Source organism: Burkholderia sp. PU8-34, assembly GCF_053427725.1.
In genome coordinates, this window is record NZ_JBSAXC010000007.1 from 136,518 (window position 1) to 163,160 (window position 26,643).

The 26,643-nt window shown below is 67.8% G+C and carries 24 protein-coding genes; 4 read left to right on the plus strand and 20 right to left on the minus strand.

Translation table 11 applies throughout. The annotated features are described in order from the left end of the window. Window positions 1–120 precede the first annotated feature (120 nt). Together ACV22Z_RS18605 and ACV22Z_RS18610 are read left to right on the plus strand one after the other, a co-directional pair. Window positions 121–843: a TetR/AcrR family transcriptional regulator gene (locus ACV22Z_RS18605; protein ID WP_448077752.1), complete on the plus strand. Its 723-nt coding sequence runs from the start codon at window positions 121–123 to the stop codon at window positions 841–843. A gap of 264 nt (window positions 844–1,107) precedes the next feature. Further along, on the plus strand, window positions 1,108–2,262 hold the full coding sequence (locus tag ACV22Z_RS18610) for an FAD binding domain-containing protein (RefSeq protein WP_448077753.1): 1,155 nt from the start codon (window positions 1,108–1,110) through the stop codon (window positions 2,260–2,262). 64 nt (window positions 2,263–2,326) lie between these two features. Here ACV22Z_RS18610 and ACV22Z_RS18615 read toward each other — a convergent pair whose 3' ends face one another. The 3 genes from ACV22Z_RS18615 to ACV22Z_RS18625 form a co-directional block, all read right to left on the minus strand. After that, window positions 2,327–3,121, minus strand: a complete 795-nt coding sequence (locus ACV22Z_RS18615) for an SDR family NAD(P)-dependent oxidoreductase (RefSeq protein WP_448077754.1) — start codon at window positions 3,119–3,121, stop codon at window positions 2,327–2,329. A 182-nt stretch (window positions 3,122–3,303) separates the two neighbouring features. Next, entirely contained in the window at window positions 3,304–4,542 is a 1,239-nt protein-coding gene (locus ACV22Z_RS18620; RefSeq protein ID WP_448077755.1) for a porin, read from the minus strand. Between the two features lie 349 nt (window positions 4,543–4,891). Next, window positions 4,892–5,680, minus strand: a complete 789-nt coding sequence (locus tag ACV22Z_RS18625; protein WP_448077756.1) for an alpha/beta fold hydrolase — start codon at window positions 5,678–5,680, stop codon at window positions 4,892–4,894. 379 nt (window positions 5,681–6,059) lie between these two features. Here ACV22Z_RS18625 and ACV22Z_RS18630 point away from each other — a divergent pair, with 379 nt between their 5' ends. Further along, complete coding sequence (locus ACV22Z_RS18630) at window positions 6,060–6,926, plus strand: helix-turn-helix domain-containing protein (protein ID WP_448077757.1); 867 nt, start codon at window positions 6,060–6,062, stop codon at window positions 6,924–6,926. Window positions 6,927–7,138: 212 nt separating this feature from the next. On the opposite strand, the gene ACV22Z_RS18635 is transcribed toward ACV22Z_RS18630, so the two are convergent. The 10 genes from ACV22Z_RS18635 to ACV22Z_RS18680 all read right to left on the minus strand — a co-directional run bounded on the left by ACV22Z_RS18635 (window position 7,139) and on the right by ACV22Z_RS18680 (window position 19,350). Then, a complete protein-coding gene (locus ACV22Z_RS18635; protein WP_448077758.1) occupies window positions 7,139–8,077 on the minus strand; it encodes a fumarylacetoacetate hydrolase family protein in 939 nt (312 codons plus the stop codon). A gap of 64 nt (window positions 8,078–8,141) precedes the next feature. Next, window positions 8,142–9,554 carry an MFS transporter gene (locus ACV22Z_RS18640; protein ID WP_448077759.1) on the minus strand — a complete coding sequence of 471 codons (1,413 nt, stop codon included), beginning with the start codon at window positions 9,552–9,554 and terminating at the stop codon, window positions 8,142–8,144. A gap of 110 nt (window positions 9,555–9,664) precedes the next feature. Beyond that, window positions 9,665–10,885 carry an acetamidase/formamidase family protein gene (locus ACV22Z_RS18645; RefSeq protein ID WP_448077760.1) on the minus strand — a complete coding sequence of 407 codons (1,221 nt, stop codon included), beginning with the start codon at window positions 10,883–10,885 and terminating at the stop codon, window positions 9,665–9,667. A gap of 36 nt (window positions 10,886–10,921) precedes the next feature. Next, complete coding sequence (locus ACV22Z_RS18650; protein ID WP_448077939.1) at window positions 10,922–11,479, minus strand: GlcG/HbpS family heme-binding protein; 558 nt, start codon at window positions 11,477–11,479, stop codon at window positions 10,922–10,924. Window positions 11,480–12,076: 597 nt separating this feature from the next. Next, window positions 12,077–13,207: a hypothetical protein gene (locus ACV22Z_RS18655; RefSeq protein ID WP_448077761.1), complete on the minus strand. Its 1,131-nt coding sequence runs from the start codon at window positions 13,205–13,207 to the stop codon at window positions 12,077–12,079. A gap of 88 nt (window positions 13,208–13,295) precedes the next feature. Beyond that, window positions 13,296–14,402 (minus strand): porin, encoded by a 1,107-nt coding sequence (locus tag ACV22Z_RS18660; RefSeq protein ID WP_448077762.1) that lies wholly within the window; start codon window positions 14,400–14,402, stop codon window positions 13,296–13,298. Window positions 14,403–14,748: 346 nt separating this feature from the next. After that, window positions 14,749–15,756 (minus strand): ABC transporter permease, encoded by a 1,008-nt coding sequence (locus ACV22Z_RS18665; RefSeq protein WP_448077763.1) that lies wholly within the window; start codon window positions 15,754–15,756, stop codon window positions 14,749–14,751. Continuing rightward, window positions 15,753–16,733: an ABC transporter permease gene (locus ACV22Z_RS18670; RefSeq protein WP_448077764.1), complete on the minus strand. Its 981-nt coding sequence runs from the start codon at window positions 16,731–16,733 to the stop codon at window positions 15,753–15,755. The genes ACV22Z_RS18665 and ACV22Z_RS18670 overlap by 4 nt, the downstream gene beginning before the upstream one ends. Then, the gene (locus ACV22Z_RS18675; RefSeq protein WP_448077765.1) at window positions 16,733–18,247 is read right to left on the minus strand and encodes a sugar ABC transporter ATP-binding protein; all 1,515 of its coding nucleotides are present in this window, start codon (window positions 18,245–18,247) and stop codon (window positions 16,733–16,735) included. Before ACV22Z_RS18675 ends, ACV22Z_RS18670 begins: the two co-directional genes overlap by 1 nt. Before the next feature lie 104 nt (window positions 18,248–18,351). Continuing rightward, window positions 18,352–19,350, minus strand: a complete 999-nt coding sequence (locus ACV22Z_RS18680; protein WP_448077766.1) for a sugar ABC transporter substrate-binding protein — start codon at window positions 19,348–19,350, stop codon at window positions 18,352–18,354. A 508-nt stretch (window positions 19,351–19,858) separates the two neighbouring features. Between ACV22Z_RS18680 and ACV22Z_RS18685 the strand changes: the two genes are divergently transcribed. Continuing rightward, window positions 19,859–20,908, plus strand: a complete 1,050-nt coding sequence (locus tag ACV22Z_RS18685; RefSeq protein WP_448077767.1) for a LacI family DNA-binding transcriptional regulator — start codon at window positions 19,859–19,861, stop codon at window positions 20,906–20,908. Between the two features lie 117 nt (window positions 20,909–21,025). Here ACV22Z_RS18685 and ACV22Z_RS18690 read toward each other — a convergent pair whose 3' ends face one another. The 7 genes from ACV22Z_RS18690 to ACV22Z_RS18720 form a co-directional block, all read right to left on the minus strand. Then, window positions 21,026–21,817 (minus strand): helix-turn-helix domain-containing protein, encoded by a 792-nt coding sequence (locus tag ACV22Z_RS18690; protein ID WP_448077768.1) that lies wholly within the window; start codon window positions 21,815–21,817, stop codon window positions 21,026–21,028. 14 nt (window positions 21,818–21,831) lie between these two features. Beyond that, window positions 21,832–22,182, minus strand: a complete 351-nt coding sequence (locus tag ACV22Z_RS18695) for a cupin domain-containing protein (RefSeq protein ID WP_448077769.1) — start codon at window positions 22,180–22,182, stop codon at window positions 21,832–21,834. Next, window positions 22,179–23,168: a quinone oxidoreductase family protein gene (locus ACV22Z_RS18700; protein WP_448077770.1), complete on the minus strand. Its 990-nt coding sequence runs from the start codon at window positions 23,166–23,168 to the stop codon at window positions 22,179–22,181. The genes ACV22Z_RS18695 and ACV22Z_RS18700 overlap by 4 nt, the downstream gene beginning before the upstream one ends. A gap of 40 nt (window positions 23,169–23,208) precedes the next feature. Beyond that, window positions 23,209–24,087 (minus strand): 3-keto-5-aminohexanoate cleavage protein, encoded by an 879-nt coding sequence (locus ACV22Z_RS18705; protein WP_448077771.1) that lies wholly within the window; start codon window positions 24,085–24,087, stop codon window positions 23,209–23,211. Window positions 24,088–24,103: 16 nt separating this feature from the next. Then, on the minus strand, window positions 24,104–24,853 hold the full coding sequence (locus tag ACV22Z_RS18710; RefSeq protein ID WP_448077772.1) for an SDR family NAD(P)-dependent oxidoreductase: 750 nt from the start codon (window positions 24,851–24,853) through the stop codon (window positions 24,104–24,106). 13 nt (window positions 24,854–24,866) lie between these two features. Then, window positions 24,867–25,781: a dioxygenase family protein gene (locus tag ACV22Z_RS18715; RefSeq protein ID WP_448077773.1), complete on the minus strand. Its 915-nt coding sequence runs from the start codon at window positions 25,779–25,781 to the stop codon at window positions 24,867–24,869. 431 nt (window positions 25,782–26,212) lie between these two features. Further along, a complete protein-coding gene (locus ACV22Z_RS18720; RefSeq protein ID WP_448077774.1) occupies window positions 26,213–26,557 on the minus strand; it encodes a hypothetical protein in 345 nt (114 codons plus the stop codon). Window positions 26,558–26,643 lie beyond the last annotated feature (86 nt).

Sequence of the window (26,643 nt, forward strand, 5' to 3'; positions counted from 1 at the left end):
GTGAAAGCCATTCTTAAAGTCATGGTGGCGGCACTGAATTTTTCTGAATCCGCTGAATTCCGCCGCGCCTTGCTATTTTTCGATCGATAGTTAAGAATGCCGGTTGTCAGGAGCCCATGCATGAGCGAACGCAAGCGCAGCACGCCGTCCCGCAAACCGGAGACAGACGCCCCCGGCACCGCCGTCCCGTCGGGCCGCAGACTCACGCCCGAGGCACGCGAGCGGCAGATCGTCGAGAAGGCCGTCGAGCATTTCGCGACGCACGGCTTCTCCGGCAGCACGCGCGAACTCGCGCGCCAGATCGGCATCACGCAGCCGCTGCTGTATCGCTACTTTCCGAGCAAGGAAGCGCTGATCGATCGCGTGTACGACGAGGTCTACACGTGGAACCCCGAGTGGGAAAAGTTGATCGCCGACCGCGCGATCCCGCTGCAGGAACGGCTCGTCACGTTCTACCGCTCCTATGCGCAGACGATCCTGCGGCGCGAATGGATCCGCACCTTCATCTTCGCGGGGCTGAGCCGCGAAGGCTTCAACACGCGCTACCTGTCGCGGCTCCGGGAACGCGTGTTCCTGCCCGTGCTGCGCGAGCTGCGGCATGCGTACGACATCGTCACGCCGGCGTCGGCCGCGCAGCGCGAAGCGGAAATCGAACTGATCTGGAGCCTGCACGCGAGCATCTTCTATCTGGGCGTCAGGAAGTGGGTCTACGGCCTGCCGGTGCCCGACGACCTCGACACCGAGATCGAGCGTCAGATCGACGCGTTCCTGCACGGCACGCCGGCCGCGCTGAAGCAGCTCGCCGGCGGCGGCGGGCCGGGCGCGCGCCGCAAGCGCGCGTGAAGCGGTGAAGCGGTGAAGCGGTGAAGCGGTGAAGCAGTGAAGCAGTGAAGCGGTGAAGTGTGTAGTGGCGACGTGGCGTGCGGTGACGCGCATCACAATAATTCAGAACGATTCATCCCACCGCGCGCGGCGGTTCGCCTATGCTCGAAGCCCATTCGCGTGCCGTCCGGACCCGATAGCGCACCGACACATGTCCGCCGCCACGCGTTGCATCGCGCACCGTTATCGCGATGTGCTTGCCCCGGCCCTAGACAGGAGCGAAACATGAACGACGCATCGGGACCGCAAGCCATCGTGATCGGCGGGTCGGTGGGCGGACTCTTCACCGCGCACGCGCTGCGCGCGACCGGCTGGCGCGTCAAGGTATTCGAGCAATCGCCGAGCGAGCTGGACAGCCGCGGCGGCGGCGTCGTGCTGCAATCGCCGATCGTCCACGCATTCGCGTTCGGGCACGTGCCGGTGCCGCGCGACGCGGGCGTCGATTCGATCGACCGGATCTACCTCGACGAAAGCGACCGGATCGTGCAGCGCTTTCACATGCCGCAGACCCAGACCGCATGGAACGTGATCTACACGGCGCTCAAGCGCGCGCTGCCCGCGGACGTCGTGTTCACCGGCGAGACCTTCGAGCGGCTCGAGCAGGATGACGCGCGCGTGACCGCGCATTTCGCGAGCGGCCGCATCGAGCACGCGGACCTGCTCGTCGGCGCCGACGGGGGCCGCTCCCGCGTGCGTGCGCAACTGCTGCCCGACGTGCAGCCCGACTACGCCGGCTATGTTGCGTGGCGCGGGCTCGTCGACGAACACGAACTGCCGGAGCCGGTGCTGCGCGTGCTGCGCGACCGCTTCACGTTCCAGCAGGGCGACGCGCATCTGTTCCTGACCTATCTGGTGCCCGGCCGCGACGGTGCCGTCGAGCCGGGCAAGCGGCGCGTGAACTGGGTCTGGTACCGGCGCCTCGCGCACGACCGGCTGCCGGCGCTGTTCCTCGCGCAGGACGGCACGCAGCGCGACGGGTCACTGCCGCCCGGCGCGATGCGCGACGACAACCGGCTCGAACTCGTGGATGCGGGCCGCCGGCTGCTCGCCCCGACGCTCGCGGCGCTCGTCGACGCGACGCGCGCGCCGTTCGCGCAGGCGATCCTGGATCTCGAGGTCGAGCGGATGGTGTTCGGCCGCGCGGTCCTGCTCGGCGATGCGGCCTGCCTCGTGCGGCCGCATACGGCGGCCGGCGTCGCGAAAGCGGCCGACAACGCGGTCGGGCTCGCGGACGCGCTCCGGGATGTGGCGCCCGGCGCTGCGGAAAGGACGGCGTTCGACGCAGCGCTATCGCGCTGGGAACGCACGCAGCGACGCATCAACGCATCGCTGTCGGAACTCGGGATCTCGCTCGGCACCCGCATCATGGGGCCGGCCTGATCGTGCGTGCTTGCGTGCGTTGTGCGTGCGGCGCGACGCGCCGCACGCACAACGCACGTCGCGCTCACGCGATCGTGTCCACCACGCCGCCGTCGACCCGCAACGCGGCGCCGGTGGTCGCCGACGCCTGCGGGGAGCAGACGTAGACAACCATGTTCGCGACTTCCTCCGGCGTGGCCGGGCGCCGAATGATCGAGCTGCTGCGGTGCGCGCGGACGAAATCGGTGCCGAACTGTTCGACGGTCTTGCCCTGCTTGGTCGCGGCCGTCTCGACCATCGCCCGGAACCCGTCCGACAGCGTCGGTCCCGGCACCACCGCATTGACGGTCACGCCGCTGCCCGCCGCCTGTTTCGCGATGCCCCGCGCGATGCTCAACTGCGCGGTCTTCGAGAAACCATAGGCCAGCATGTCCGGCGGCACGTTGAGCGCCGATTCCGACGACACGAACACGACGCGGCCCCAGCCGCGCGCCATCATCCGTTGAAGGTAGCCGCGCGTCAGCCGCACGCCCGACATCACGTTGACGGCGAAATAGCGCTCCCATTGCTCGTCGTCGGTGCTGAAAAGCGTGCCCGGCGCATAGAAGCCGACGTTGTTGACGAGGATGTCCGCGTCCGGAAACGCCGCGACGAGCGCGTCGCAGCCGGCGCGCGTGCCAAGGTCGCCGACGAAGCCGTCGACGTCGGCATGCGTGACGCTTGCGCGTATCGCCTCGAGCGCATCGTCGACCGCCTGCTGCTTGCGGCCGTTCACGACCGTCTTCGCGCCGGACGCGGCGAGCCCTGTGGCGATCGCGAGCCCGATGCCGGCGGTCGAGCCGCTCACGACCGCCAGCTTGCCGGAAAGATCGATATTCATGACGTGTGTCCTCACTCGTAGTCGAAGCAATGGATTCCGCATGGTGCGGCGATGCGTCCGCGCGTCGAAGTTCGTACGTGCACGGACGATGCTGCGATGGGCGATCCGATCTTATCGACGCCCGCCCGCGGCGTCCTGATGCGCGCCTGAAGCGTTCTTAAACGTGATGCCCGATACGCCCGTCAGAATCGATGCGCGAGGCCGATCGCATCCACGAACTGCTGCCGCGACGCAGACGGCGTCATCCCGTTGATCGACGCCACTGCGGGCTGCCCGAGCGAGTCGGTGCCTGACGCGCGCTGATAGACGGCGATCATGTAGACGTCCGTGCGTTTCGACAGTGCGTAATGCACGCCTGCGTTGACCTGGTTGTAGTGCGCGGCGATCGCGTCCGGGCCGTGCGCGAGCGTGTACGAATACGATGCGCCGAGCGACACTGCGGTCGCGATCCGGTACGCGCCGTTGACCTCGATCGTGTTGAACGTCGCGCTACCCGCATAGCCGCGCGGGTTCGGGCCGGCGTCGGAGCCGAGCCCGATGAAGCGCGTGTTCGTATAGGCCGCGCCGAGCGTCGCTCTGCCGAGCGTATAGCTCGCGCCGGCGCCGACCGTCTCCTCGCGGCGGGCGGACGCGTAGCCTGCCATCACGGGATTTTTCTCCGGTGTGGTCGCCGATCCGAACGAGCCGATATTGTTGACCGCGCTGCCGCCGCCGTTCGGCTGGCCGCCCCACATTGAAACGTTCGGATCGTAGGCGCTCAGATAGCCGATGCCGATGCGCAGCGGCCCGCCCGCGTACCCCGCGCCTGCCGCGACGATCTGGTTCTGCGACACGTGCCCCGCCACGCCGCCGAACCCGTACATCGCGCTCGCCGACCATCCGTGCCAGACGGGCGACGCAATCTTCACCGCGTTGTTCTGCCGCACCGTCAAGCCGAGATTGTCGATATCGTCCGGGTGCGCGGTGATGAACCCGCCCCACTGCGTGACCGTCGTCAGCGGCGCGAGGAAATCCACCACCGGCGAATATTGCCGGCCGAGCGTCACGCTGCCGACGCTGTCGCTCGACAGGCCGACGAACGCCTGCCGGCCGAACAATGCACCGCCCTGCCCGAGCGAGCCGTTCGCCGCGCTGAAACCATTCTCCAGCGTGAAGATCGCCGACGTGCCGCCGCCGAGATCCTCCCTGCCGCGGAGCCCGAACCGGCTGCCGACATAGGCGGATGTGGTGGCGTCCTGCAGCGAAACCTGATGGTCGCCATGAAGCGTCCCCCCAGCCTTGTTCGTCTGCGCATTGCTCACGTACACCACGTCCGGATCGATGATGCCGTACAGCGTCACGCTGCTTTGCGCGAATGCGCCGCCAGCCCAACCGAGCGGCAAAGCGGCCGCCAGCACCCGTGCACTTCTCTTGATCGTCATGTCTCGCTCTTTTGGTTTGGAATACATATCATTCGCCGGAATCTGGCGCCGTATCAGCTCCGGATTCGCGCCGCTTTTCGTGCCTGGTCGCTCAGGGCATTGCGTGAATTCCACAATGCTGATCGTTCGATAAATTATAAGGCGACAAGCGACGAGAGATGACGTGCTTTAGGGTCGGTGTTTACCCGCCGTGACGGAAACAGGATCACATCGAGGCCGATCCGGGGCCGGCCACGCCGGGCGCGCCGGAGCCGACCCGGTTCAGGATCGTTCAGGACGTGCGGACGCCAACGCGAGCCGAGCGAACCGGCCTGCTCGGCACGATACGGCGTATCCGTCAGCGTCCCCGTCAGCGTCCATAACGCAGCAGGAAGTCCCTCAGCGGCGGATTGACCTGATGCGCGTGGGTCAGGTTCGGCGTATGCCCGGCCCCCGCCACGCTCACCATCCCTTTGCAGTTCGGCAGCCGCGCGGCAAGCGCTTCGCCGCAGCGCGGGTCGATGGCCGCATCGGCATTGCCGTGGAACACGATCGACGCATGCGTGATGTCGCCGAGCAGGCTCGTGATGTCGTCGCGTGTCGTCAGCGCATCGACCGGATGATCGAAGTGTTCACGCGGCAAGCGCAGCCATTTCTCGGTCCAGGCCGATGCCGGATAGTCGGGGCCGAGCAGGAACGCGGCCAGATCGCCGGCGACGTTCGTGCCGCCGTTGCGCGCCCATTCGGCCCGCAACTGCTCGAACGATTCGACGACGGACCGCTCGTCGCGATCGCTGCGCGTCGCGATCAGCGCGAGCGCGCGGAACCGGTCAGGCTCCAGCAGCGCGGCGCGCATCGATACGAACCCGCCCTGCGACATGCCCACCAGCGACGCGGACGCGATCTCCAGGTGATCCAGCAGGCCGATCAGGTCGCGCGCGGAATCCCAGTAGCTGAAAGCCCGGTCGGTCGGCCCCGTCGCGCCGAAGCCACGCTGGTCCCACACGATGCACCGGAATGCGTCCCCCAGTGCGTCGACATTCGGCCGGAACATCTCGCCGTCCATCAGGAAGCCGTGGCTGAAGACCACGACGGGCCCGCCCGGCGGACCGGACTCTTCATATGCAAAGCGGATGCCTTCGCGCTCAAACCATCCCATATCGCCCCTCTTCTCGTTCGCCAAGTGCCGTCATGCGCGCGACACCGCGCGCCGGTCTCACTATGACGCGACAGACGCGCGATGTGCTGACCGAATGAAGCGATCGCTTGCCACATCGTCCGGAAATCGCCCGGAAACTGCCAAATGGCGTCGCCGCGACGCTTCGCGGGTTCTTCGCGTAACCGATCACGACGCCGAACCCTCGCCATTCCGGCCGGCTTGTGTCTTGTACGGATTGACGCGCCGCGATTCATTTGATTAAGTGACATGCGTTGAGAATGCTTCGTTATGCTTTGCAAGGTTCGATGGAACGGCAACGAACCCATAACGGGCATGCGCATGCCACGGTGGCATCGCACCGCAATGAGAGGAATCGGGTATGCCCCCCATGACGATCGATTCGGACAAGCCAGTCTGGATCCTGCAAGGCGACTTCGGCCGCGCGACGGTGAATTTCATCAGCCGCCCGCTCGTCGCGCATGCGCACGCGCAGTACCAGTTCCTGTTCAAGCTCGGCGGCGCCGATTGCGGCTTTCGCATCGGCGCCGACGAATACACGCTGACGAGCGACCGCGCGATCTGCATGAATCCGTGGATCGAGCATGCGAAGAGCGGCAACGGCGACATGCCGTCGCTGATCCTGTCGCTGGTCGTCGAGACGTCGTGGCTGCGCGCGCGGCTGCAGCTCGCGGAAGCCGGCCCGGCCGGCATCTTCCCGGAGGCGGTGGTGGTCGTCACGCCGGACGTGCGCCACCACGTCGAGCGCCTGGCCGCCGCGATCACCCACCACCTCGTCGCGCACGATGACGGCGGCTTGCCGATTCTCGAAGACCTCGTGTCCGCGCTCGGACGCGATTTCGCGGACCCGGCGCTGACGACAGGCATCGCGCCGTCCACGCGTCCCGTCGACTTCCGGATCCGCAAGGCGCTCGACTTCATCAAGCGCTCGCCGGTGCCGAACCCGAGCGTCGCGCAGGTTGCCGCGCAGGTCGGCCTGTCACGCTCGCGCTTCTTCGAGCAGTTCCGCCGCTGCATGGGCATCTCGCCGCAGCACTACATCGACTGGGTGCGCATGTCGCATGCCATTCAGTTGCTCGGCTCGAGCGACCGGCCGCTCGCCGACATCGCCGACGAACTGGGGTTCGAAGAGCACAGCCATTTCACGCGCTTCTTCTCGCAACACATGGGCGTGCCGCCGAGCGAATTCCGCCGTCATTCGGTCGTGCTCGGCAACGCGCAGGAATGAGCGATGCGGGGCGCTGACCGCGCCCCGAAGCAAGCAGGCCCGGCCGCTGCGCCGGGCCCATGTTGTCGGCCCATGTTGTCGGCCCATGTTGTCGGCCCACGTTGTCGGCCCACGTTGTCGGCCCACGTTGTCGGCCCACGTTGTCGGCCCACGTTGCCGGCTCACGTTGCCGGCCCACGTTGCCGACCCACGTTGCCGGCCTATCGTGTCAGCTACCGCCCCCCTTCCTTGAACGACGCGTCGGCAACCACAGGATTGCGCAGCACGCCGAGGCCGTCGATCTCGACTTCGACCGAGTCGCCCGGCCGCATGTGCACGAGCCCGGGCGTCGGAAACGGGCCGTACTGGCGCGACAGGTCCTGGCCTTCGACGTCGTCGGGCTGCGGCTTCAGCGCGCCCGGCGTGCCCATCGCGATCAGGTCGCCCGGCCGCAGCCGGTAGCCGCGGCTCAGGTAGCTGATCGTGTGCGCGACGTCGATCAGCATGTCGTCGAGCGGCGCGCGCTGCCGGACGATGCCGTTGACGCGCGTCAGCACGGTATGCCGCGCGGGATCGCCGAATTCTTCCGGCGTCATCAGCCACGGACCGTAGGCGCCCGACGCCTCGAAATTCTTCCCGAGACCGAACTGCCGGTTGTGCATCTGATATTCGCGCACCGAGCCTTCGTTCAGGCACGTATAGCCGGCCACATGCTCCATCGCGCGTTCGACCGGAATGTAACGCCCCGGCTTGCCGATCACGACGCCCAGTTCGCCTTCGTAGTCGAATGCGCGCGCGACCGGTTCCGGCGGCGCGACGATCGGCTCGCCCGCGCCGACGTACGACGCCGGGATGCGCAGGAACAGGTGCGGATAGTCGGAGTTGGTCTGCAGGCCGGTCTCTGCGATATGGCTCTTGAAGTTCAGCGCGAGCGCCCACATCGCGTTCGGCCGGTTGAGAAACGGCTTGAGCGTCACGTCGGCGAGCGCGCGGTCGCCGGTGCGGCCTTCGGTCGCTTCGCGCAGGTGCGCGAGGCCGCCGTCGCGCTCGAGGAGCGCGATCAGGTCCGCCGGCAGATCCGGCGCGACGTCCGCGACCGCGATGAAGTGGGTCGGGCTGGTGACGACGCCGAGCGCGGTGCGGCCGGCGTCCAGATAGGCAATGATTTTCATCGGTTCAGGTCAGGTCGAGTGAAGTGAAATGAAGTCAACGGAACAGGACAGCGACACGCACGAATCAGCGGCCCGCTGACGTGACTGCAGTGACCGCAGCGGCAGCGGCAGCCCGGCGCCCGGCCACCGACAGCGCGCCGAGCACGACGATCGCCGCGCACGCGGGCATGATCGCGGTCAGCACGATGCTGCGCGGCGCCCAGCCGAGCGACAGCAGCGCGCCGCCGATCGCGGGGCCGACGAACGAGCCGACGCGCCCGAGCGCATGTCCCCAGCCGACACCGGTTGCGCGCAGGTGCTCGGGATAGAAGCCGACCGCCAGCGCGGTCTGTCCCATGATCCCGTTGACGAGCCCCGCGCCGATCGCGCCGATCAGCAGCAGCACGCCCGCCGGCGGAACGGCCGCATGGGAAAGTGTCGCGATGCCGGCGATCACCACCACGATGCCGACCGTCAGTGCGGATTTCACGCGCACGGTGCCGGCGAGCGTCATCGCCGCGACGGCTGCCGTCATCAGCAGGTTGCCGCTGAGCCCGCCGATGCTGAACGCGGCCATCCCGGCCGGCGCATGGTCGAGCGAGAAGCCGAACGACAGCAGCAGCGTCGGCAGCCAGAACAGCAGCGCATAGACGTCCATGAAGATCAGGAACGAGAACAGCCAGAGCAGGCCCGTGTAGGCCGCGAAGCCATCGCCGAACAGCGCCTTGACCGGGTTCCCGCGCTGCTGCGGCGCGCGCTCGGCGCGTGACGGCGCACCGGCCGGCAGGATCCGGTAGAACAGCGGCACGACGACGAACGGCAGCGCGCCGCCGAGCATGAACACCGCCTGCCAGCCGAACCGGTGCATCAGCGGACCGCCGACGACACCGCCGATCACCGCGCCGACCGACATGCCGGTGGTCACAAGCAGCGACGCGGCCACCTTGTGCCGCGCGCCGATGATCGATGCCGATGCCGCGATCGCGATCGGCAGCGCAGCACCCAGGCCGACCGCCGCGAGCACGCGCAGCGCCGACAGCACGGCAACGTTGCCCGCGTACATCGTGAACCAGGTCGCGCCGCCGAACAGCACGACGCTCGCGAAGCCGACGAGCCGATGGCCGAAGCGCTGCGCAAGCGGCCCCGTTACGATGAAGCCGAGCGCGGCGCCGACGTTCGTCGCGACGAACACCGGCGTGAATGCGGCGGCGCTCAACTGCCAGTCGTGCGCGAGCGTCGGCACGACGAACGAAATCGACGTCGTGTTGAAGCCGTCGAGCACCACGACGAGAAAACAGACGAACAGCGCGAAACGCCATCCGGTGGTGCCAGCGGTGCCGCTAGCGCTGCTGGTGCTGCTGGTGCTGCTGCTGGTGCTGCTGCTGGTGCTGCTGCTGGTGCTGGTGCTGCTGGTGCTGCTGGTGCCGCTAGTGCTGCTGGCGCCGGCGTCGAGTCTTACGTCACCGATCGCAACCGGCTTATCGTCTTCCACATTCATCACTCTGCCTCCTTGCGGCACGCGCGCGTCCGGAACACGAACGACGGCGCGGCCGCATGCACACACAAAACGAAAGATGCGTCGTGCACTACGCGTGCACCCGGCGCGCACTAGGCACGCACGTACGCGGAAATGCGCCGCTGCAGCTCGGCCGAGAAGATCCGCTTCGGCAACATGCAGTGGATGCCCTTCGGCGGCACGGTCGCGTAGACGGTATGGGTCTGGTTCGCGTACTGCGTTACGCGGAAGCTGCCCGCCACGCTATAGATGCCGTAGCAGTCTTCCGGCGCGATGCCGGTGGCGGAAGACAGCCAGCCGATCATCTGGCGCAGGCACGCGACGAGCGCGCTTTCGAGGCTGTCGGAGAAGCCGAAGCCGATCCAGTGCTCGGGCGTCTCCGCCATCGGGCCGTCGAGCCCCTTCTGCTTGTGCAGCACGAACTGGATCCGCATTTCCTCGAATGCGGTTTCGATCGACGTCTGGTCGATGTTGCCTTCGCCGGACGCGCCCATCGAGCCGCCCGTCCACACGCGCGCGCCGGCCGAATGCACCGGCAGGAACACCGAGCTGCCGACGTTCAGCACCGCGCAGTCGAGGTTGCCGCCATAGCTGCCCGCGAGGTTCGCGCTGGTCGGCCGGTCGCCGGGCGGCTGCGTGCCGAGATAGGCCTGGAACGGCTTCAGCGGAATGTTGACGCCCGGCACGTACGACGCGTAAGTCCGCTGCTCGTCGAACTTCAGATAGCGCAGGTACGGCGCAAAGTCGTGCGGCAGCGCGCCGACTCCGGGCGGCGCCGAGTTCCAGCCCCAGTCGATCGGCCGCATCTTCAGCAGCCGGCATTCGACGAGATCGCCGGGCTGCGCGCCGTCGATCGCAACCGGCCCGATCAGCGAGAACGCACCGTTCGGATACTTCTTGCGGATCGGCTCGCGCTCCTTGAACGTCATCCCGTACTTCGCTTCGTTGCCCCAGTTGGTCCACGTGCCGTCGTACCACACCGTGTCGCCCGAGCGGATCGTGACGGCGGACGGGGTGCCGGGCTCCATCCGGCCGACCTGCACCGTGTCCCACGACGGCACGAGCCGCACGACCTTGCCGCCCGGCAAAGGCCGCATCGCGCTGCCGCTGGCCGGCGCCGCGCTCGCTACCGAGCCCGATGCTGCACGCGCGGCGCCCGCGAACCCGGCCGCGCCCGCCGCGAGCGCGCCGAAGCCGAGCTTGAGCATCGTGCGCCGGCAGAGCGCGGTGCCGTCCTGCGTCGTCGCGCGGGCCGGTTCGATGCCGTTCGCGTCGACGTCGTGCAGACTGGATTGATCCGTTGTGTTTTTCATAGGTTGTCCTGACATGATTTCAATGAAGAGACGCCGTCATCGCGCGACATGCGCGCCGAACGTCTCGATGGCTTCCTTGAGCACTTCGTCGTCGATCGCGGAAGGCGCGCCGCCCGCGCCGACCGCCCCCAGCAGGTGTCCGTCCTGGAACACCGGAAACACGCCCCGCGCGGGCAGGAACGGCGCGTAATAGGCGGCGCCGGACACGTTGCTGTACTCCGACGGGTCGTCGCGATAACGCTGCTCGAGCGTCGCGCCGGATTGGCCGCCGAGCGCGACGGACGCGAACGCCTTGCCGCGCGCGAAGTCGAGCGTTGCAAACGGTGCGCCGTCCATCCGCACCGCCGCGAGCAGGTGACCGCCCGGATCGACCACGGCGAAACTCATCGCGAGATGCCGCGCGCTGGCGGCCGCCACCGCGATGCCGAGCAGCTTCTGCGTTTGCGCATAGCTGAGCGCGTAGCTCGTCGTCGGCACGGGCGCCATCTGCTGCGCATGCGTGCCCGGCGCGACGCCCGCGCAGCTGGCCGCTACGACGACCGCGCATGCCGCTCGACGCGTCCGACAAAATGGGAACCTGACGTTCAACTTCATCACTTCGTTGTCTCCAACCATTCGTGTTACATCGCAGCGTACGGGCCGATCGCCGAATTCCGTTGACCGTAAAGCCCGGGCGCTTACCGGCAAGTCCGAAAAATCCCGGCACGTGCGTCGCGTTTCGGTCACGGCCGCCGTGGCCGGCAATCGAACGCATGTTCGATACGATTTCAATTCCGGCCACGATTCAGGGTATTCACGAATAAATGCGGGCCGCCGGCGCTGCCTAGCCTAGATTCAGGCGCTCTCGACAGGGCGCCCGGAGAATCGCCATGAAGATCTGGATACTCGGTGCCGCATTTGCGCTCGGTGCATTCGCGACGGCAACGTCGGGTGCGCACGAGCACTTCCACGTCCATCACGAACACACGTACCCGCGATACCACCCGCCTTCCGGACAGCAGCAGACCCCTGGGAATGCCGCGCGGCCTTCACCGGGAACCACCGCGCCGCGACCGGCCTGAGCTCGCCTGAGCCCGGTGCGCCAACGCGCCCCGTTCCGGCGAAAAAAACCCGCGAGGCGGCCGCTCATGCGCCTCGCGGGAAAGCCGCAGCCCGTCACTGGAGATCGCTGCCCGTGACTCGTTACGCCGGTTACTCCGTCGCGAACACCGACACGCCGGTTCCTTCGAACTGCGGGGACGGCCCCTTCGCGAACGGGACGAACACATGGTGCGATTCGCCGTCCACCGCCACCGAGTGCGAGCCGGTTCCCGTCGGCACGACGGCGACGAGGCTGCGCGTGCTCGCGTCGACGATGCCGAGCGCCGGATCGAACTTCGCGGCCTTGTTGCCGACCTGCGACACGTTGTTCGCCGAGTGGTGGCCGGCGGCCAGGAAGTAGCGGTTCGACACCGGGTCGTAGACAGCCTCGTCGGTGCCGCCGAACGGCAGCTCGGCGAGCGGCGTGCCGTTGGTGCGATCGATGATCACGGTGGATTGCTTGCCGCCTTCATCCGGATCGCAGCCGATCAGCGCATCGTTGCCCGGCCCGATCGCGAGGCCGGTCGGCCCTTCGCAGCCCTTCAGCTTGAACACGGCCGCCACTTCCGGCTTGCCTTCGAGCACCGACTTCACCGGAATCAGGTCGACTTCACCCTTCGGGTTCGCCTTCGTGCCGTCGTTGTTCAGCATGAAGTTCTGTTCCTTCGGGTCGTACGCGCAGGCCTCGAGGCCGGTCGAATCCTTCAGCGGCAGCTTTGCGATGACCGACTGCGTATCCGTGTTGATGAACGTCGCGAACGGCGGCTCCTCGGCGCCGCTCGAGAACATCACGACGTGGTGAACGGGGTCGAGGCAGCCTTCGTCGGCGCGCACGCCCGACGTGCTGACTTCGATGCGCTTGACCAGCTGCTTCGATGCGACATCGACGACCTTGACCGAATTCACGTCGCCGACATAGACGATCGACGACCCCGGGATCGGGATCACGCCCGACGGCCCCGACTTGTCGTGGGTCGGCCCGATGCCGGCGAAATCGGCGTTGATCCGGTCGCGCAGCGTCATCGTCTTCGCATCGAATACGTCGAGCGTCGCGTTCGAGCCGTCGGCCAGGTAGTAGTTGCCGTCCGATGCCGCGCTGATGTCGAAGCCGAACGGCTTCGCGCTCGTCACCGGAATGTTCGCGATCAGCTTCGGCCCGTTGCCGGGCGCATCGCTCGCCCATGCCATCGCGCCTGCCGCGACGGCGCCCGCCAGTGCGGCCGCGTAAATGACTTGTTTCATGTTTTGACTCCTCCAACCTCGCGTTGATATATCCGGCCTGCGCCGGGATGGAAACCCGTGTTCTGCGCTGTGCGCCCCGCGCATGCGCTCAGAAGGTGTGATAGATGCCGACGCGCACGTCCCCCTGCTTGCCGGTCAGCGACGGCGCGAAGCTCGCGCCGATCACCGCGTCCACGCCGGCCGATGCCTTCAGGTAATCGCCCGACACGTAGACCTGGGTGCGCTTCGACAGCGCATACAGCGCGGCTGCCGTGACCTGGTTCCAGGCATGCCCTTCGAACCCCGTGTGCTGATAGCCGCCGACGAGCTGGAACGCGGGCGTCACCTGCCAGGTTGCGCCGCCCTCGTAGACATGCATCACCGATTTCGTGTCGAGATACCTCAGCACCGTGTTGCTGAAGTTGCCGTACAGCGTGACGTCGCCGATCGCATACGACGCGCCGACGCCCAGCGTGCCGAGCGATCGGATCTGGAACTCAGGCGCGAGATCGGTCGCGACGTTGTCGGACACGCTCGCGACCGGCTGGCCGAAGAACGAATGCACGCCGATCTGCGCGTACGGGTCGATCGTCGGCGTCGCAACGTACGTATAGGCGGCCGCGATCGTCAGCGGCCCGCGCGCGAACTGCGCGCCGGCGCTCCAGCCGCTGTTGTCGTGGAAGCTGCCCGGCGTGTTGCTGAACCCGTACATCGCACCGAACGTCACGCTGTCGAACAGCGTCGGGCTCGTGTACTTGATCGAGTTCTTCAGGCGGTCGTTGTTCGTGTGGTCGAAATCGCCCTGGTGGATCGCGTAGCCGCTGCCTGCCGAGCCGACGTTGAACTGCCCGAAGTAGTCGGCGCTGAAATCGAACTGGTTGCCGAGCGTGATCGTGCCGTACGGCGTCTGGATGCCGACCCACGACTGTTGCCCGAACAGCGTGTTCGGCTGGTTCAACTGGCCGTTGCTCAGGTTGAAAAGCGACGACAGCTTGAACAGTGCCGAGTACCCGCCGCCAAGATCCTCGTGGCCGGACAGAATCCACAGGTTCGGAAACAGCACGCCGCTATCCATCTTCGTGTTCGAGTGGCCGCCCTCGTTCGTCACGTACGTGATGCCTTCGTCAAGCTTGCCCGACAGCGTGACGCTGCTCTGCGCCATCGCGGTTCCGCTCAGCGCGGCACCCACCAGCGCGGCGATCATTTTTCTCTTCATCTCCACCTTTCCCCTCCAAGTTTCCGGCCAGCGGCCGGACGTTGATCGCAAACGAACCCCAATACCTTTGCACTGCGAATTGTTTTCTTGTCGTTTCGGACCGTCACGCGATGAAGTATCGAATCCGGTCAAACCCGCCGCATCCGCTCGATCGGTTCTCGCCGCGCCCGTTTCGGCAACCTGCACGCCGCATCGTTAACCTGATGTTAGACAGGGGCCGGCGAGAACACCTCGTCGATCAGTCTCGCCGCTTGTCAAATCGTCTCTTTGTTATGGCCGTTCCCGAAGCGGCGGCGGGATCGGACAGATGCGCGGACGCAATCAAACGCGTCGCGCAACGAAGCGTTCAGCTCGTGCGGCCGCCCTGCCGCCGCGCGAGCGCGTCGGCCAGCACCGCGAGCAGCAGGATCACTCCGACCATCATCGGCTGCCAGTTCGCGTCGAGATTCAGCAGGTTCATCCCGTCGATCACGAGCGACAGGATCACGCATCCGAACAGCGTGCCGAGCAGCGTGCCGGTGCCGCCGAACAACGACGCACCGCCGATCAGGATCGCGGCGATCGCCGGCAGCAGGATCGGCTCGCCCATCGCGGAATCCGCCGCATTGACGCGCGCCAGATAGACGATCGCCGCGATGCCGGCCATCAGGCCGCTGATCGTGTAGACCGCGATGCGTCGCCGGCGCACCGGAATGCCGGAAAGGCGCGCAGCCTCGGCATTCGCGCCGATCGCATAGATCTCGCGGCCGAAATTGAGGCACGCGGTGACGATCGTGCCGCCGGCCAGCACGATCAGCATCATGTAGACCGGCAGCGGCACGCCGAGCCAGAACCCGGTGCCGAGCGCGCGGAACCCAGCGGGAAAGCCGAAGATTTCGTTGCCGCCCATGTAGTGGAACGCGAGCCCCTGGACGATCCACAGCATCCCGTACGTCGCGAGAAACGGCGGCAGCCGCAGCAGCGTAACGGCCAGGCCGTTCAGCAGTCCGATCGATGTGCCGCAGGCCATCGCGATCGCGACCGCCAGCAGCGGCGAGCCGCCGGCCTTCATCGTCCCCGCCGCGAGGCACGCGGACAGCGTCAGGTTCGCTGCGATCGACAGGTCGAAGCCGCCCGACAGGATCACGAGCGTGAGGCCTGACGCCAGCAGGAACATCAGGCTCGCCTGCCGCAGCACGTTGAGCAGGTTCGCCGACGTCGCGAAGCCGTCGGTTGCGACCGTGAGCGCCAGCGCGATCGCGGCGACCAGCAGCAGCCGGTAGATCAGCGCGGCGGTGTCGTCGCGGAGGTGGCGACGGACGTCGAGCCGGCCGACTTGGCTCAGCACGAACCGGGAAGGATTCTGGATACTCATGCGTGCGCTCCGAGGAAACGGGATTTGCGAAGGCTGTCGACGAGAATGACGAGCAGCACCAGCACGCCGACGGACACCACCTGCAGCGACGACTCGACGCCGAGCAGGTTGAGCGCGTTGCGCAGCATGCCGATCGTCACGACGCCCAGCACGGTGCCGGCGAGCCAGCCGTCGCCGCGTTCGAACGACGTGCCGCCCAGCACGACGGCGGCGATCGCGTCGAACTCGATGCCGATCGCCGCGTTCGGCTCGGCTGCGTTCATCCGGCCGACGAGCAGCAGCGCGGCGAGCCCGGCGAACAGCCCGCTCAGCACGTAGATCGCGACGTGGAACACCTTCGCGTTGACGCCGGCCAGCGTCAGCGCATCGCGGTTGCCGCCGATCGCGAACACGTAGGTGCCGAACTTCGTGTGATAGAGCAGCAGATGCGTGAGCGCCCACGCGGCGAGCGCGCAGACGATCGGAAACGGAATTCCGACGATCGACGACGCGTAGAGCCCGGCCACCGACGGCGTCGCGACCACGACCGCGTTGCCGTCGGTCAGCACCAGCGCGATGCCGCGCGCGATGCCGAGCATCCCGAGCGTGACGACGAACGGCGGCAGGCCGAGCCGCGCGACGAGCGTGCCGTTCACGCCGCCGGCCAGCGCGCCGACGCCCGCCGCCGCGAGCAGCGCGGGCACGATGCCGGCGCCCGTCGCGAGCGTCTGCGCGAACACGACGCCGCCGAGGCTCAGCACCGCGCCGACCGACAGGTCGAGCCCTTCGCTGAGGATCACGAGCGTCATCGGCATCGCGATCACGACGAGCATCGCGATCTGCAGGCCGATGTCCGACAGGTTGCCGCCCGATGCGAAGCCCGGCACCCCGAGCGCCGCCGCTACCGCGAGCGCGGCGCTCGCCCAGACGATCGACGGCAGCGGCCGCCGCCGGCGCGCGGCCGCGCGCTGTCCTTGCTGTTGTCCATTCCTTGTCATCACGCCTCCTCATGCATCGCGAGCGCGAGGATGTTGCGCTCGCTCAACCGGTCTCGCGGCAGTACGCCGGAGATCGCACCTTCCCGCATCACGTATGCGCGATCGCACACGTGCACGATCTCGGACAACTCCGAGCTGATCAGCAGCACTGCCGCGCCCCCTTCGACGAGGCGTTCGATCAGCGCGAAGATCTCGGTCTTCGCGCCGATGTCGATGCCGCGCGTCGGCTCGTCGAAGATGAACAGCCGGCAGCCGGCACTCAGCCATTTGCCGATCACGATCTTCTGCTGGTTGCCGCCGCTCAGGAACTGCGCGCGCTTGGCCGGGTCGCCCGGCGCGATCCGCAGCGAATCGATCAGCGCGCGTGTCGCTTGCCGCGCCTGCTCCGCGCGGTACCAGCCCTTTGGAAACAGCCGCCACAGGCTCGCGGCGAGCAGGTTCTCGTGCACCGAGCGCGTGAGCGCGAGCCCTTCGTGCTTGCGGTTCTCGGGAATCAGGCCGACGCCGCGCGCGGCGACCTTGTGCGGCCCGCCCGTCACCGCTTCGCCGAAGATCTCGACGCGCCCGCCCTGGATCGGGTCCGCGCCGAACACGGCCCGCACGACCTCCGAGCGCCCGGCGCCGACGAGCCCGGACAGGCCGACGATCTCGCCGCACCGCACGTGCAGGTCGACGCCCTTCACGCCGGTCGCGGTGGTCAGCTGCTGCACGTCGAGTGCGATGTCGCCCGGCTCGCCGACGTAGCGCCGCTGGTAGACCGTGCCGACCGAGCGGCCGACCATCAGCGCGATCAGTTCGTCGGGCGTCGTGTCGGCGGCCGGCATCGACTTCACGAGGCGGCCGTCGCGCAGCACGGTCACGCGATCGCCGAGATCGAACACTTCCTTCATCCGGTGCGAGATGTAGACGATCGCGACGCCCGCATCGCGCAGCCGGTGCACGACCGCGAACAGCGCGTCGGCCTCGCGGTCCGAGATCGCGGCCGTGGGCTCGTCCATCACGAGCACGCGCGCGTCGTGCGACAGCGCCTTTGCGATCTCGACCATCTGCTGCTGCGCGACACCGAGCTCGGCGGCCTGCATGCGCGTGTCGTACGCGAGCCCGAGTTCGCCGAGCACGGCCGCGGCATCCGCGTGCATCCGGCGATGATCGACAAGGCCGAACCGGTTGCGCGGCTCGCGCCCGAGATAGATGTTCTGCGCGATCGACAGATGCGGGACCAGCGAGAATTCCTGGAAGATCACCGCGATGCCGAGCCGCTTCGCATCGGCGGGCGAGCCGATCGCAACCGGCTCGCCGTCGAAGAAGAATTCGCCCTCATCGGCGCGGTATGCGCCGAACAGCACCTTCATCAGCGACGATTTGCCGGCGCCGTTTTCGCCGAGCAGCATGTGCACTTCGCCCGGATACAGCTGCAAGTCGACGTCCGACAGCGCGCGCACGCCCGGAAAGCTCTTGCAGATCTTGCGCAACTCGAGCCGCGGCACCGTCAGGGCCGAAGTCGTGGTTTCCATGTTTCCCTCTGCCAGGTGAACGAAGTGGACGACGTGGACGGCGCGATCGGAAGCACTGCACGATGCGCGCATCGCCGCGCATCGCCGCTCCCTGCGCCGTCACGTCAGTTGCTGACGACGTCGCTCCATGCCGGGCACTGCCGCTGGTCGCCCGGCAGCTCGAACGGCGCGTAGTTCGTCTTGTCGATCACGATGCCCTTGATCAGCACGGTCGGCGGCACCGGCTCGTGGCGCAATGTGCGCACCGCGGCCATCGTCGCGATGCAGCCCATCTTGAAGCCGTTGAATTCCGCGGTCGCGAGCAGGCGCCCGTCCTTGATCGCCTTCACCGATTCCGGCACGCCGCCGATGCCGACGACCTTCGTGTCCTTGCGGCCGGCCGCTTCGAGCGCCTCGATCGCGCCCATCGCCATCACGTCCGCCGCGGCGAGCACGCCGTCGATCTTCGGATTCGACTGGATCAGGTTTTCGGTCACCTGCAGCGCCTGCAGCCGCTGGTAGTTCGCGGGCTGCGACGCGAGCAGGTGCACGTTCGGGAATTCGGCGAGCGCCTGCTTGAAGCCGCGCACGCGTTCGTCGCTCGTCGTCGACCCCTTCACGCCTTCGAGGATCACGACGTTGCCCTTGCCGCCCAGGCTCGTGAACAGATAGCGGGCGACGTCGTGGCCGAGGTTGAAATCGTCTGCGACGACCACCGACGCGAACTTGCCGCCGGCAACGCGATCGTTGTAGTTGACGACGGGGATGCCGATCCCGTTGATCTTCTCGATCGCCGGCACCACGCCGCGCGGGTTGACGCCCATGAACAGCACCGCGCCGGGCTTGCGGACGCTCACGTCCTCGAGTTCGCTCAACTGCTCGCCGAGATCGTTCGGGCGCGTCGGCGCGTAGTGCGTGACGGCTACGCCGAGCCGCTTCGCGGCCGAATCGACGCCCGCATGCACGAGCGCGAAATGCGGATCGACCTGGTTCTTGTAGAACGCGGCGAGCGTCTCGTTCGCCGCGAGTGCGCTGTTGCCGTTGCTGAGGCCCAGCGCGACGACGCATCCGAGCGCCATACGCACGCCCGACCACTTGCCTGAAGCTGCCTGTCTGCGTTTCAAGTCCGTCTCCTTCCACCTGTTTGTTCGCTTCGGCCGGGCTGCCCGCGCGTACTCGCGTACCCGCGTGCTCCGGCGCGACACCATCTGTCGCGCTGCCGGTCCGCCCGGCGGCCCGATATTTACCAGCATTCATGCAACCGTTTGCATAACCGGACGCAAACATTCGACCGGTCGTGAATCACGCGTGCGGCCTGCGGCCTCATCACGCGCCGGGCACCCGACGGATCTGCAACCGCGCCGATTTCAAAAGGCGCTGACGCCAATTCGTCTGATCTTTCGCGCCAGATGAATGCGCAGTCCCGCACCGTGACGTTTCAAGCCCGTCTCCACTCGCCCCATTCGTGATCCGAAGCTGTGGATGGATTCAATGCAAACGTATGCATATACTAGCGTTGCGTAATGCGTTGTCAATGCGTACTTGCCGCTGAAATTACTAGGGTTTATCCCTGCAACATTGATAGCAACCCTTTGCACCGCTACAATCGGCGCACATCCACCGACCCGTTCCATGACCACGACATCCGATACGCGCGGCGCCGGCCGCGTCACGATCCGCGAAGTGGCGGCAGCCGCTTCCGTCAACGCATCGACCGTCTCCCGCGTGCTGAATCCTGCAACGCGCCACCTGATCGGCGACGAAGTCGTGCGCCGCGTGCTGGCCGCCGCGAAACAGCTCGGCTATCGGCAGAACCGGCTCGCGTCGGCGCTGCGCGGCGGGCAGTCGCACGTGATCGGCGTGTGCCTGCCGGATATCGAGAACCCGGTGTTTCCGCCGATCGTCTGCGGCATCGAGGAAGCACTTGCGGCCGGCGGGTACGGCGTGCTGATCTCGAACATCGTCGGCAAGCCGAAGGACCAGGAACGCATGCTCGAGCAGATGCTCGAGCGGCAGGTCGACGGGCTCGTGCTGGCGACGGCCGCGCGGCAGGATCCGCTCGTGCGCCGCTGCCTGCTCGACGGCGTGCCGGTCGTGCTCGTCAATCGCGGCGAGGACGGCGGGCAGGTGCCGGAAGTGGTCAACGACGATTTCCTGTCGATGCGGCTCGCCGTCGAGCACCTCGTCGGGCTCGGCCACACGTGCATCGCGCACCTGTCCGGCCCCGAGCGGCTCGCCACCGGCCTGTCGCGCCTGCAGGGCTTCCAGATCGCGACGCATCAGCGCGGCGTGACCGGCAGCGTCGTCGTCGAGGCCGCGGAGTTCACGCGCGAAGCGGGGCGCGCCGCGTGCGAGCAGCTGCTCGACGCGCATCCGCAGGTCACCGCGATCATCGCGGCGAACGACCTGATCGCGCTCGGCTGCTACGACGTGTTCGCCGCGCGCGGCATCGCTTGCCCGGCCGACATCTCGGTGATCGGCCACAACGACATGCCGCTCGTCGACATGCTGCATCCGCCGCTGACGACGCTGCGGATCCAGCATCGCGAGATGGGCCGCCAGGCGGCCCGGCTGCTGCTCGGGCGGATCGCTACGCCCGGCGCCGCGCCGCTGCGCATCACGCTGCCGCCGGAACTGATGGTGCGCGGCTCGACGGCGCCGCCGCGCGCCGCGTCGAGGTAATCCGCCAACGTCGCACGCGAGCGCATCGCGTCATGCAGGTCATCCGCAAACGTCGCACGCGAGCGCACCGCGTCGTGTCATCCGGGTAATCCGCAGACGCCTCTCGCGCGCCGCGCGTCATTCGGCGCGCGCGCCGTCCCGTGCGGCCCGCTGCGCGAGCCAGTGGTTGGGGGCACAGCCGACGCGCGCCTTGAAGAACGTCGAGAACGCGCTCGGCGTGAAGCCGAGCGCACGCGCGGCCGCCGCGACCGGCATGCCGAGCGCCAGCGCGCACATCGCGCCGCCGGCCTGGACGGCTTGCCGCCAACGCCCGGTGCTGATGCCCAGTTCGTCGACAAAGAGCCGGTGCAGCGTCCGTTCGCTGATGCCCGCCCGCGCGGCGACGGCGTCGAGCCGCGTGTCGCGGCCAGGGTCCAGGATCATCGCGTCGCATAGCGGCGCGATGCGGCTCACCGGCGACGGCATGTCGATCGCGAGTTCCCACGCGCCGTCCCGCGCCGCCGCATCGAGCTCGTCGAGCAGCAACGCGGCGAACGCCGCGGGAGAACGCGCAAGCGCGTCGCGTCCGCTGTCGGACAGCAGCGACGTCAGCACGTCCGAGCAGCGGGCGATCCGGCGCGAATGCACATGCGCGGCGCTCGATGCCGGCGCCACTCGCAGTTCGCGCAGTGCCGCGCCGTACGGCGCATAGAGCCGGTGCGCGATCGACGGCGGCAGCCAGACGCCGCCGCCGCGAATCACGCAATGCGCGCGCCGCGCGCTGCCGATCCACACGCCGCCGCTCAGCACCTGCACGAAGCGGCCGCCGGCGTCCGCTTCGAGGTTGTGCCGCGTGCCCGGCTCGAACCGGAGCTCCGACAGCCGGCAGGCATCGTCATCGTCGGGCCGCGCATCGTGCGGCGCCGGCATGCGATCGGCCGCCGTCACTGCGAAGCGGGCCGCAGCAGCGGCATCGCGAGCAGGATCATCGCGGGGCGGTCGGTGCGATTGTGCAGCGCACGCGGCTCGCCGGGCGCGAGACGGCACGAATCGAAGCGGCGCATCACGACTTCGCCGCCGTTCGACTCCACGCAGACTTCACCGTCGAGCACCACGTAGTGCTTCTCGACCGGCGACGCGTCCAGCGACGTATGCCCGCCCGGCTCGAGCGTCGACACGCCGAGCCACAGCGAGTCGGCGGGCCCCGCCTCATGCCCCTGCAACCGCACGCAGCGCATCAGGAAGTGATGGCTGGGAAAATACTGCGGCGCGTCGCCGAAGCGGGTCACGTTCATGGTTTGAGCAGCACGCGTTGCGCCGCACCGCGATACACGGCCTGATAAGCGTGCGCTGCGTCATCGAGATCGAACACGTAGTCGTCGTCGATCGGAAACGGCCTCAACGCGCCGCGCTCGAACGCGGGCAGCAGCTCGTCGAGGATGGCCGCACCGCGGCGCGCGTCGAGCGCGAGCGTGTCGATCCCGACATACGTGTGCTGGCCGCGATAGAACGCGAAGATGTCGAACGGCACCGGCCGCTCGATCGTCGAGATGAAGATCTGCGTCGCGCCCACCGCCATCGCGCGGTTCGCACGCTCGAAATACGGACTGCCAACCGTGTTGTAGACGATGTCCGCGCCGTGCCCGTTCGTCACATCGCGCACGACTTCGTCGAGGTTGTGCGCCGACGCGTCGATCATCAGCACGTTGCCGCTCGCGTGGCCGATGCAAGACTGAACCTCGGGCTGGCCCGCGCGCTCGACGCCGATCACCTGCGCGCCCGCCATCGTCGCGAGCTGGATCGCCGCCTGCCCGACCTTGCCGTTCGCGCCAAGCACGAGCACGACGTCGCCCGCTTTCGCGCCGCCGGCGCGCCGCAGCCCTTCGAACGCCGTGATGAACGGCACGCCGACCGCGCCCGCTTCGTCCATCGTCAGGTTGACCGGCTTCTCGCGCACGCTGTGCGCGGGCACGACGAGGTAGCGCGCATGCGTGCCGTCGCGCCGGATGCCGAGCTCGCCGCCGCTACCCCACACGGCCCTGCCGACGAGCGCCGCCGGCCCGTCGATCACGCGGCCCGCGTAGTCGCGGCCCGGCGTGCGCGGCCACACCGCGTGCGGCATGAAGCCGAGCACGGCCTTCACGTCGCTCGGGTTGACCGCCGCACTCGCGATCTCGACGAGGCAATCGGCGTCGCCGCAGGCGGGCATCGATTGCGGCTCGATCGCCAGCGAGAGCGAATCGATGTCGTTACTTTTTTCCTGAACGCGGATGTTCTTCATGTTTTCATTCCCCTGGTGTCTGTTTATTCGTACGGCACGCTCATGCAAGGCCCAGCATGTCGCGCGCTTCGCGGCTGGTGGCCACCTCGCCGCCGAGCATCGTCACGATGTCCTTCGCGCGCGCGACCAGCGCCGCATTGCTGTCGGCGAGCACGCCCTTCTCGAGGTACAGGTTGTCCTCGAACCCGACCCGCACATGCCCGCCCGCGAGCCAGGCCTGCGCGACCATCGGAAACTCGTAGCGGCCGATGCCGAACGCGGACCAGATCGCACCGGGCGGCAACAGGTCGCGCGCGTAGAGCAGCGTCTCGGGCGATGCGGAGAAGCCGTACTTGACGCCCGTCACGAGCGTCCACAGGCCCGGGCCGTCGAGCACGCCCGACGCAATCAGGTCGCGCGCCAGATGAATGTCGCCCGAATCGAAGATCTCGAGCTCCGGCTTCACGCCCGCTTCGCGAATCACGTTCGCCATCCGCTCGACGTTCTTCGGCGTGTTGATCACGACCTCCGCGCCGGAATTCATCGTGTTCAGGTCGAGGCTGCAGATGTCCGGCTTCAGCTCGAGAATGTGCTCGACGCGCTTCTCGGGCGGCAGCAACGTCGTGCCGGGCGCGGCGATCTTCGGATCGTCGTCGCTCGGGATGAAGCGTCCGCCGGGGCCGGTCGTCAGGTTGATGATCAGCGCGCGGTCGACCGCGCGAATACGCTCGATCACTTCGCGGTACAGGCGCACGTCCATCGACGGGCGGCCGGTGTGCGGATCGCGCACGTGGATGTGCACCGCGGCTGCACCGGCCTGCGCGGCCTCGAGCGACGCGTCGGCGATCTGCTCCGGCGTGACCGGCAGGCGCGGATGCTGGTCGGGCCGAGTGATGTTGCCGGTGATCGCGCAGGTGATCAGGGTCTTGCGTGCATGCATGTCGGTCTCCTGTCCGTCAGTTCAGCCGCCGGCCGCCGTCGACGACGATCGTCACGCCGGTGCTGAACGTGAGTTGCGTCGCGCACGCCTCGATCGCCGCGGCGACGTCGTCCGGTGCGCCGATCCGGCCGAGCGGCGTGGTCGCGGCTGCCTTGTCGTTGAAATCGTCGCCGCGCCCCGGCACGAAGCCGGTGTCGACGACGCCCGGCGACACGTTGAGCACGCGGATCCGCGGCGCGAGCGCGCGGCCGAGCGCGACCGTCATCACGTCGAGGCCGGCCTTCGCCGCGCAGTACGCAATGTTGCTGCCGACGCCCGTCGTCGCCGCGATCGACGACACGTTGACGACAACGCCGCTGCCGGACGCATCGAGCAGCGCACGGAACGCGCGGATCGCCGCGAACTGGCCGCGCCAGTTCACCTTCATGATGTCGTCGATCAGCTCGTCGGTCAGCGCATCGAGGTCTGCATGCCTGACCGCCTTCGTGAAGCCCGATGCGTTCACGAGGATGTCGGCGCGCCCTTCGCGTTCGCGCACGTCGTCGGCCAGTGCGTTCAGCGCCGCGCTGTCCGTGATCGACGCGACCGCGCCGCGATGCCCGTCGCCGGGCAACCCGGCGGCAACCTGGCGGGCCTTCTCAGCGTCGTGCTGGCCGACCACGACCACGCGCGCGCCGGCCCGCGCGAATCGCATCGCGGTCGCGGCGCCGATGCCTCCGGTGCCGCCGAACACGACGGCCACCTTTCCCTGCAGCATGCTGGTCATCAACAGTTCCTCGTTACTTGATCGGCGGCGTCGGGTACGTCGGCGTCCCCTCGGCCAGGATGAAATCGAAATCGAGCGTGTAGTACGCGTCGTGCTGGTCCGCATGCGGGCCGCTGCCTGCGGTGTAGTACTCGAACGTGCCGACGAGGCGGCGATTCACGCCGAACACGACGTCGGTGTCCAGATGGTCGGAATCGTCGGCGAACACCTGCGACACGAGCGTCGCGTAGCCTTCGGCCACGATCACGAAATGCAGGTGCGCGGGGCGGTAAGGATGGCGCTGCTGGGCGGCGAGCAACGCGCCGACCGGGCCGTCCGTCGGCACCGGATAGCCTGCGGGGCGCACGCTGCGGAAGCGGAACACGCCGTCGGCATCCGTGCGGAAGCGGCCGCGCAGGTTATGGTCGGGCTGGTTGTCGTCCTGGTTCTCGTACAGGCCGACCGGCGACGCCTGCCACACGTCCACCTCCGCATTCACGACCGGCCGGCCGCGCGTATCGAGCACGCGCGCACGGACGAACAGCGGCGCGCCGGGCGACCCGTCGCACGCGATGCAATGGCCGCTTTCGTACACCGGCGCACCGCCGCGATAGAACGGCCCGAGCAACGCGCCCGGCGTCCGCCCGCTCGCATCCGCGTTGTTCTGCAACGCGACCAGCGTCGAAAAACCCAGCACGTCGGCAAGCAGCACGACTTCGTTGTGACGGTCGTTGCACGCCTGCCCGACCTCGCGCAGGAACGCGAGCCCCTGTTCGAATTCCGCGTCGGTCAATCGCACCTGCTTCAGGAACGCGTGCCCGTGCTCGACGAGCGCATCGACGATTTCCTTCAGACGCGCATCCTGCGTGCCGGACATCGCGGCCTTTACGACCGACGTGACCGAAGCCACGTCGTCGATGATTCCGTTCGGTCGATCCATGGTTGACATGATATCCCTCTTTGCAATCGTTTGCATAAGTTGATGCAAATATACACGCCATCTCGATGCGTTGAACAGATCGTTAACCCTAGAACTCGGGTAAGAAAGGGGGTGAAGAATCTGCCGAATGCGCAAAATTATCGGCAATCGTTTGCATTCTGACGCGGCGCCGTGCGGGAAAATGGGTGCGCGGCAGGTGCGCGGCAGGTGCGCGGCAGGTGCGCGGCAGGTGCGGCAGGTGCGGCAGGTGCGGGGTCGGTGCGGGGTCGGTGCGGGGTCGGTGCGGGGTCGGTGCGGGGTCGGTGCGCGGGCGGTGCGCGGGCGGTGCGCGGGCGGTGCGCGGGCGGTGCGCGGGCGGTGTGGGGCCATTAAGCACGCACGATGCGGCGCGGCACGGCGCCGCTGCGAGCGCGCACCGTGCCGTCGCGGCATTCAAGCCATCACTGCGACGGGGCAGTCGCCCCGGTGCCGCCGGCGGCAGCCTTGGCCGCCGCGGCCTTGCGCTCGGCGTTCTGGAGATTCTCCGGGTAGTCGTTCTGGTTGCCGCCGGTCATGCGATAGCCGTTCTTCTCGAGCGTGCTCAGCTCCGCGTTGCGCTTTGCCCGCGCGGCCTTGCGGGCCGCCTTGCGTTGCGCCTTGCGAATCTGCTTCGCCGACGAGGCGCTCATCGGCACGGACGCCGCTTGCGTCGTATCCTGCGCGGCGGCGACCGGCGGATCGACGAGCGTCAGGCCGATCGATGCCGCCACTGCCAGCACTGCCGAGACAACGCGAATCCGGATCATGGCAAGTTCTCCTTTGTGTCGTGAATGGTCGATTGTCGAAAGACGGCGCGTACGCACGCGACGCGGCGCACGGCGGCGGCCGGCGT

Coding starts and splice junctions, on each gene's coding strand:
- ACV22Z_RS18650 (WP_448077939.1), bottom strand. CDS start 11,479: ATGAAGTTGAACGTCAGGTTCCCATTTTGTCGGACGCGTCGAGCGGCA.
- ACV22Z_RS18695 (WP_448077769.1), bottom strand. CDS start 22,182: ATGAACGTGACCCGCTTCGGCGACGCGCCGCAGTATTTTCCCAGCCAT.
- ACV22Z_RS18655 (WP_448077761.1), bottom strand. CDS start 13,207: ATGAAACAAGTCATTTACGCGGCCGCACTGGCGGGCGCCGTCGCGGCA.
- ACV22Z_RS18615 (WP_448077754.1), bottom strand. CDS start 3,121: ATGAATATCGATCTTTCCGGCAAGCTGGCGGTCGTGAGCGGCTCGACC.
- ACV22Z_RS18720 (WP_448077774.1), bottom strand. CDS start 26,557: ATGATCCGGATTCGCGTTGTCTCGGCAGTGCTGGCAGTGGCGGCATCG.
- ACV22Z_RS18710 (WP_448077772.1), bottom strand. CDS start 24,853: ATGACCAGCATGCTGCAGGGAAAGGTGGCCGTCGTGTTCGGCGGCACC.
- ACV22Z_RS18625 (WP_448077756.1), bottom strand. CDS start 5,680: ATGGGATGGTTTGAGCGCGAAGGCATCCGCTTTGCATATGAAGAGTCC.
- ACV22Z_RS18645 (WP_448077760.1), bottom strand. CDS start 10,885: ATGAAAAACACAACGGATCAATCCAGTCTGCACGACGTCGACGCGAAC.
- ACV22Z_RS18640 (WP_448077759.1), bottom strand. CDS start 9,554: ATGAATGTGGAAGACGATAAGCCGGTTGCGATCGGTGACGTAAGACTC.
- ACV22Z_RS18605 (WP_448077752.1), top strand. CDS start 121: ATGAGCGAACGCAAGCGCAGCACGCCGTCCCGCAAACCGGAGACAGAC.
- ACV22Z_RS18690 (WP_448077768.1), bottom strand. CDS start 21,817: ATGCCGGCGCCGCACGATGCGCGGCCCGACGATGACGATGCCTGCCGG.
- ACV22Z_RS18630 (WP_448077757.1), top strand. CDS start 6,060: ATGCCCCCCATGACGATCGATTCGGACAAGCCAGTCTGGATCCTGCAA.
- ACV22Z_RS18660 (WP_448077762.1), bottom strand. CDS start 14,402: ATGAAGAGAAAAATGATCGCCGCGCTGGTGGGTGCCGCGCTGAGCGGA.
- ACV22Z_RS18620 (WP_448077755.1), bottom strand. CDS start 4,542: ATGACGATCAAGAGAAGTGCACGGGTGCTGGCGGCCGCTTTGCCGCTC.
- ACV22Z_RS18705 (WP_448077771.1), bottom strand. CDS start 24,087: ATGCATGCACGCAAGACCCTGATCACCTGCGCGATCACCGGCAACATC.
- ACV22Z_RS18700 (WP_448077770.1), bottom strand. CDS start 23,168: ATGAAGAACATCCGCGTTCAGGAAAAAAGTAACGACATCGATTCGCTC.
- ACV22Z_RS18610 (WP_448077753.1), top strand. CDS start 1,108: ATGAACGACGCATCGGGACCGCAAGCCATCGTGATCGGCGGGTCGGTG.
- ACV22Z_RS18675 (WP_448077765.1), bottom strand. CDS start 18,247: ATGGAAACCACGACTTCGGCCCTGACGGTGCCGCGGCTCGAGTTGCGC.
- ACV22Z_RS18635 (WP_448077758.1), bottom strand. CDS start 8,077: ATGAAAATCATTGCCTATCTGGACGCCGGCCGCACCGCGCTCGGCGTC.
- ACV22Z_RS18670 (WP_448077764.1), bottom strand. CDS start 16,733: ATGACAAGGAATGGACAACAGCAAGGACAGCGCGCGGCCGCGCGCCGG.
- ACV22Z_RS18715 (WP_448077773.1), bottom strand. CDS start 25,781: ATGTCAACCATGGATCGACCGAACGGAATCATCGACGACGTGGCTTCG.
- ACV22Z_RS18665 (WP_448077763.1), bottom strand. CDS start 15,756: ATGAGTATCCAGAATCCTTCCCGGTTCGTGCTGAGCCAAGTCGGCCGG.
- ACV22Z_RS18685 (WP_448077767.1), top strand. CDS start 19,859: ATGACCACGACATCCGATACGCGCGGCGCCGGCCGCGTCACGATCCGC.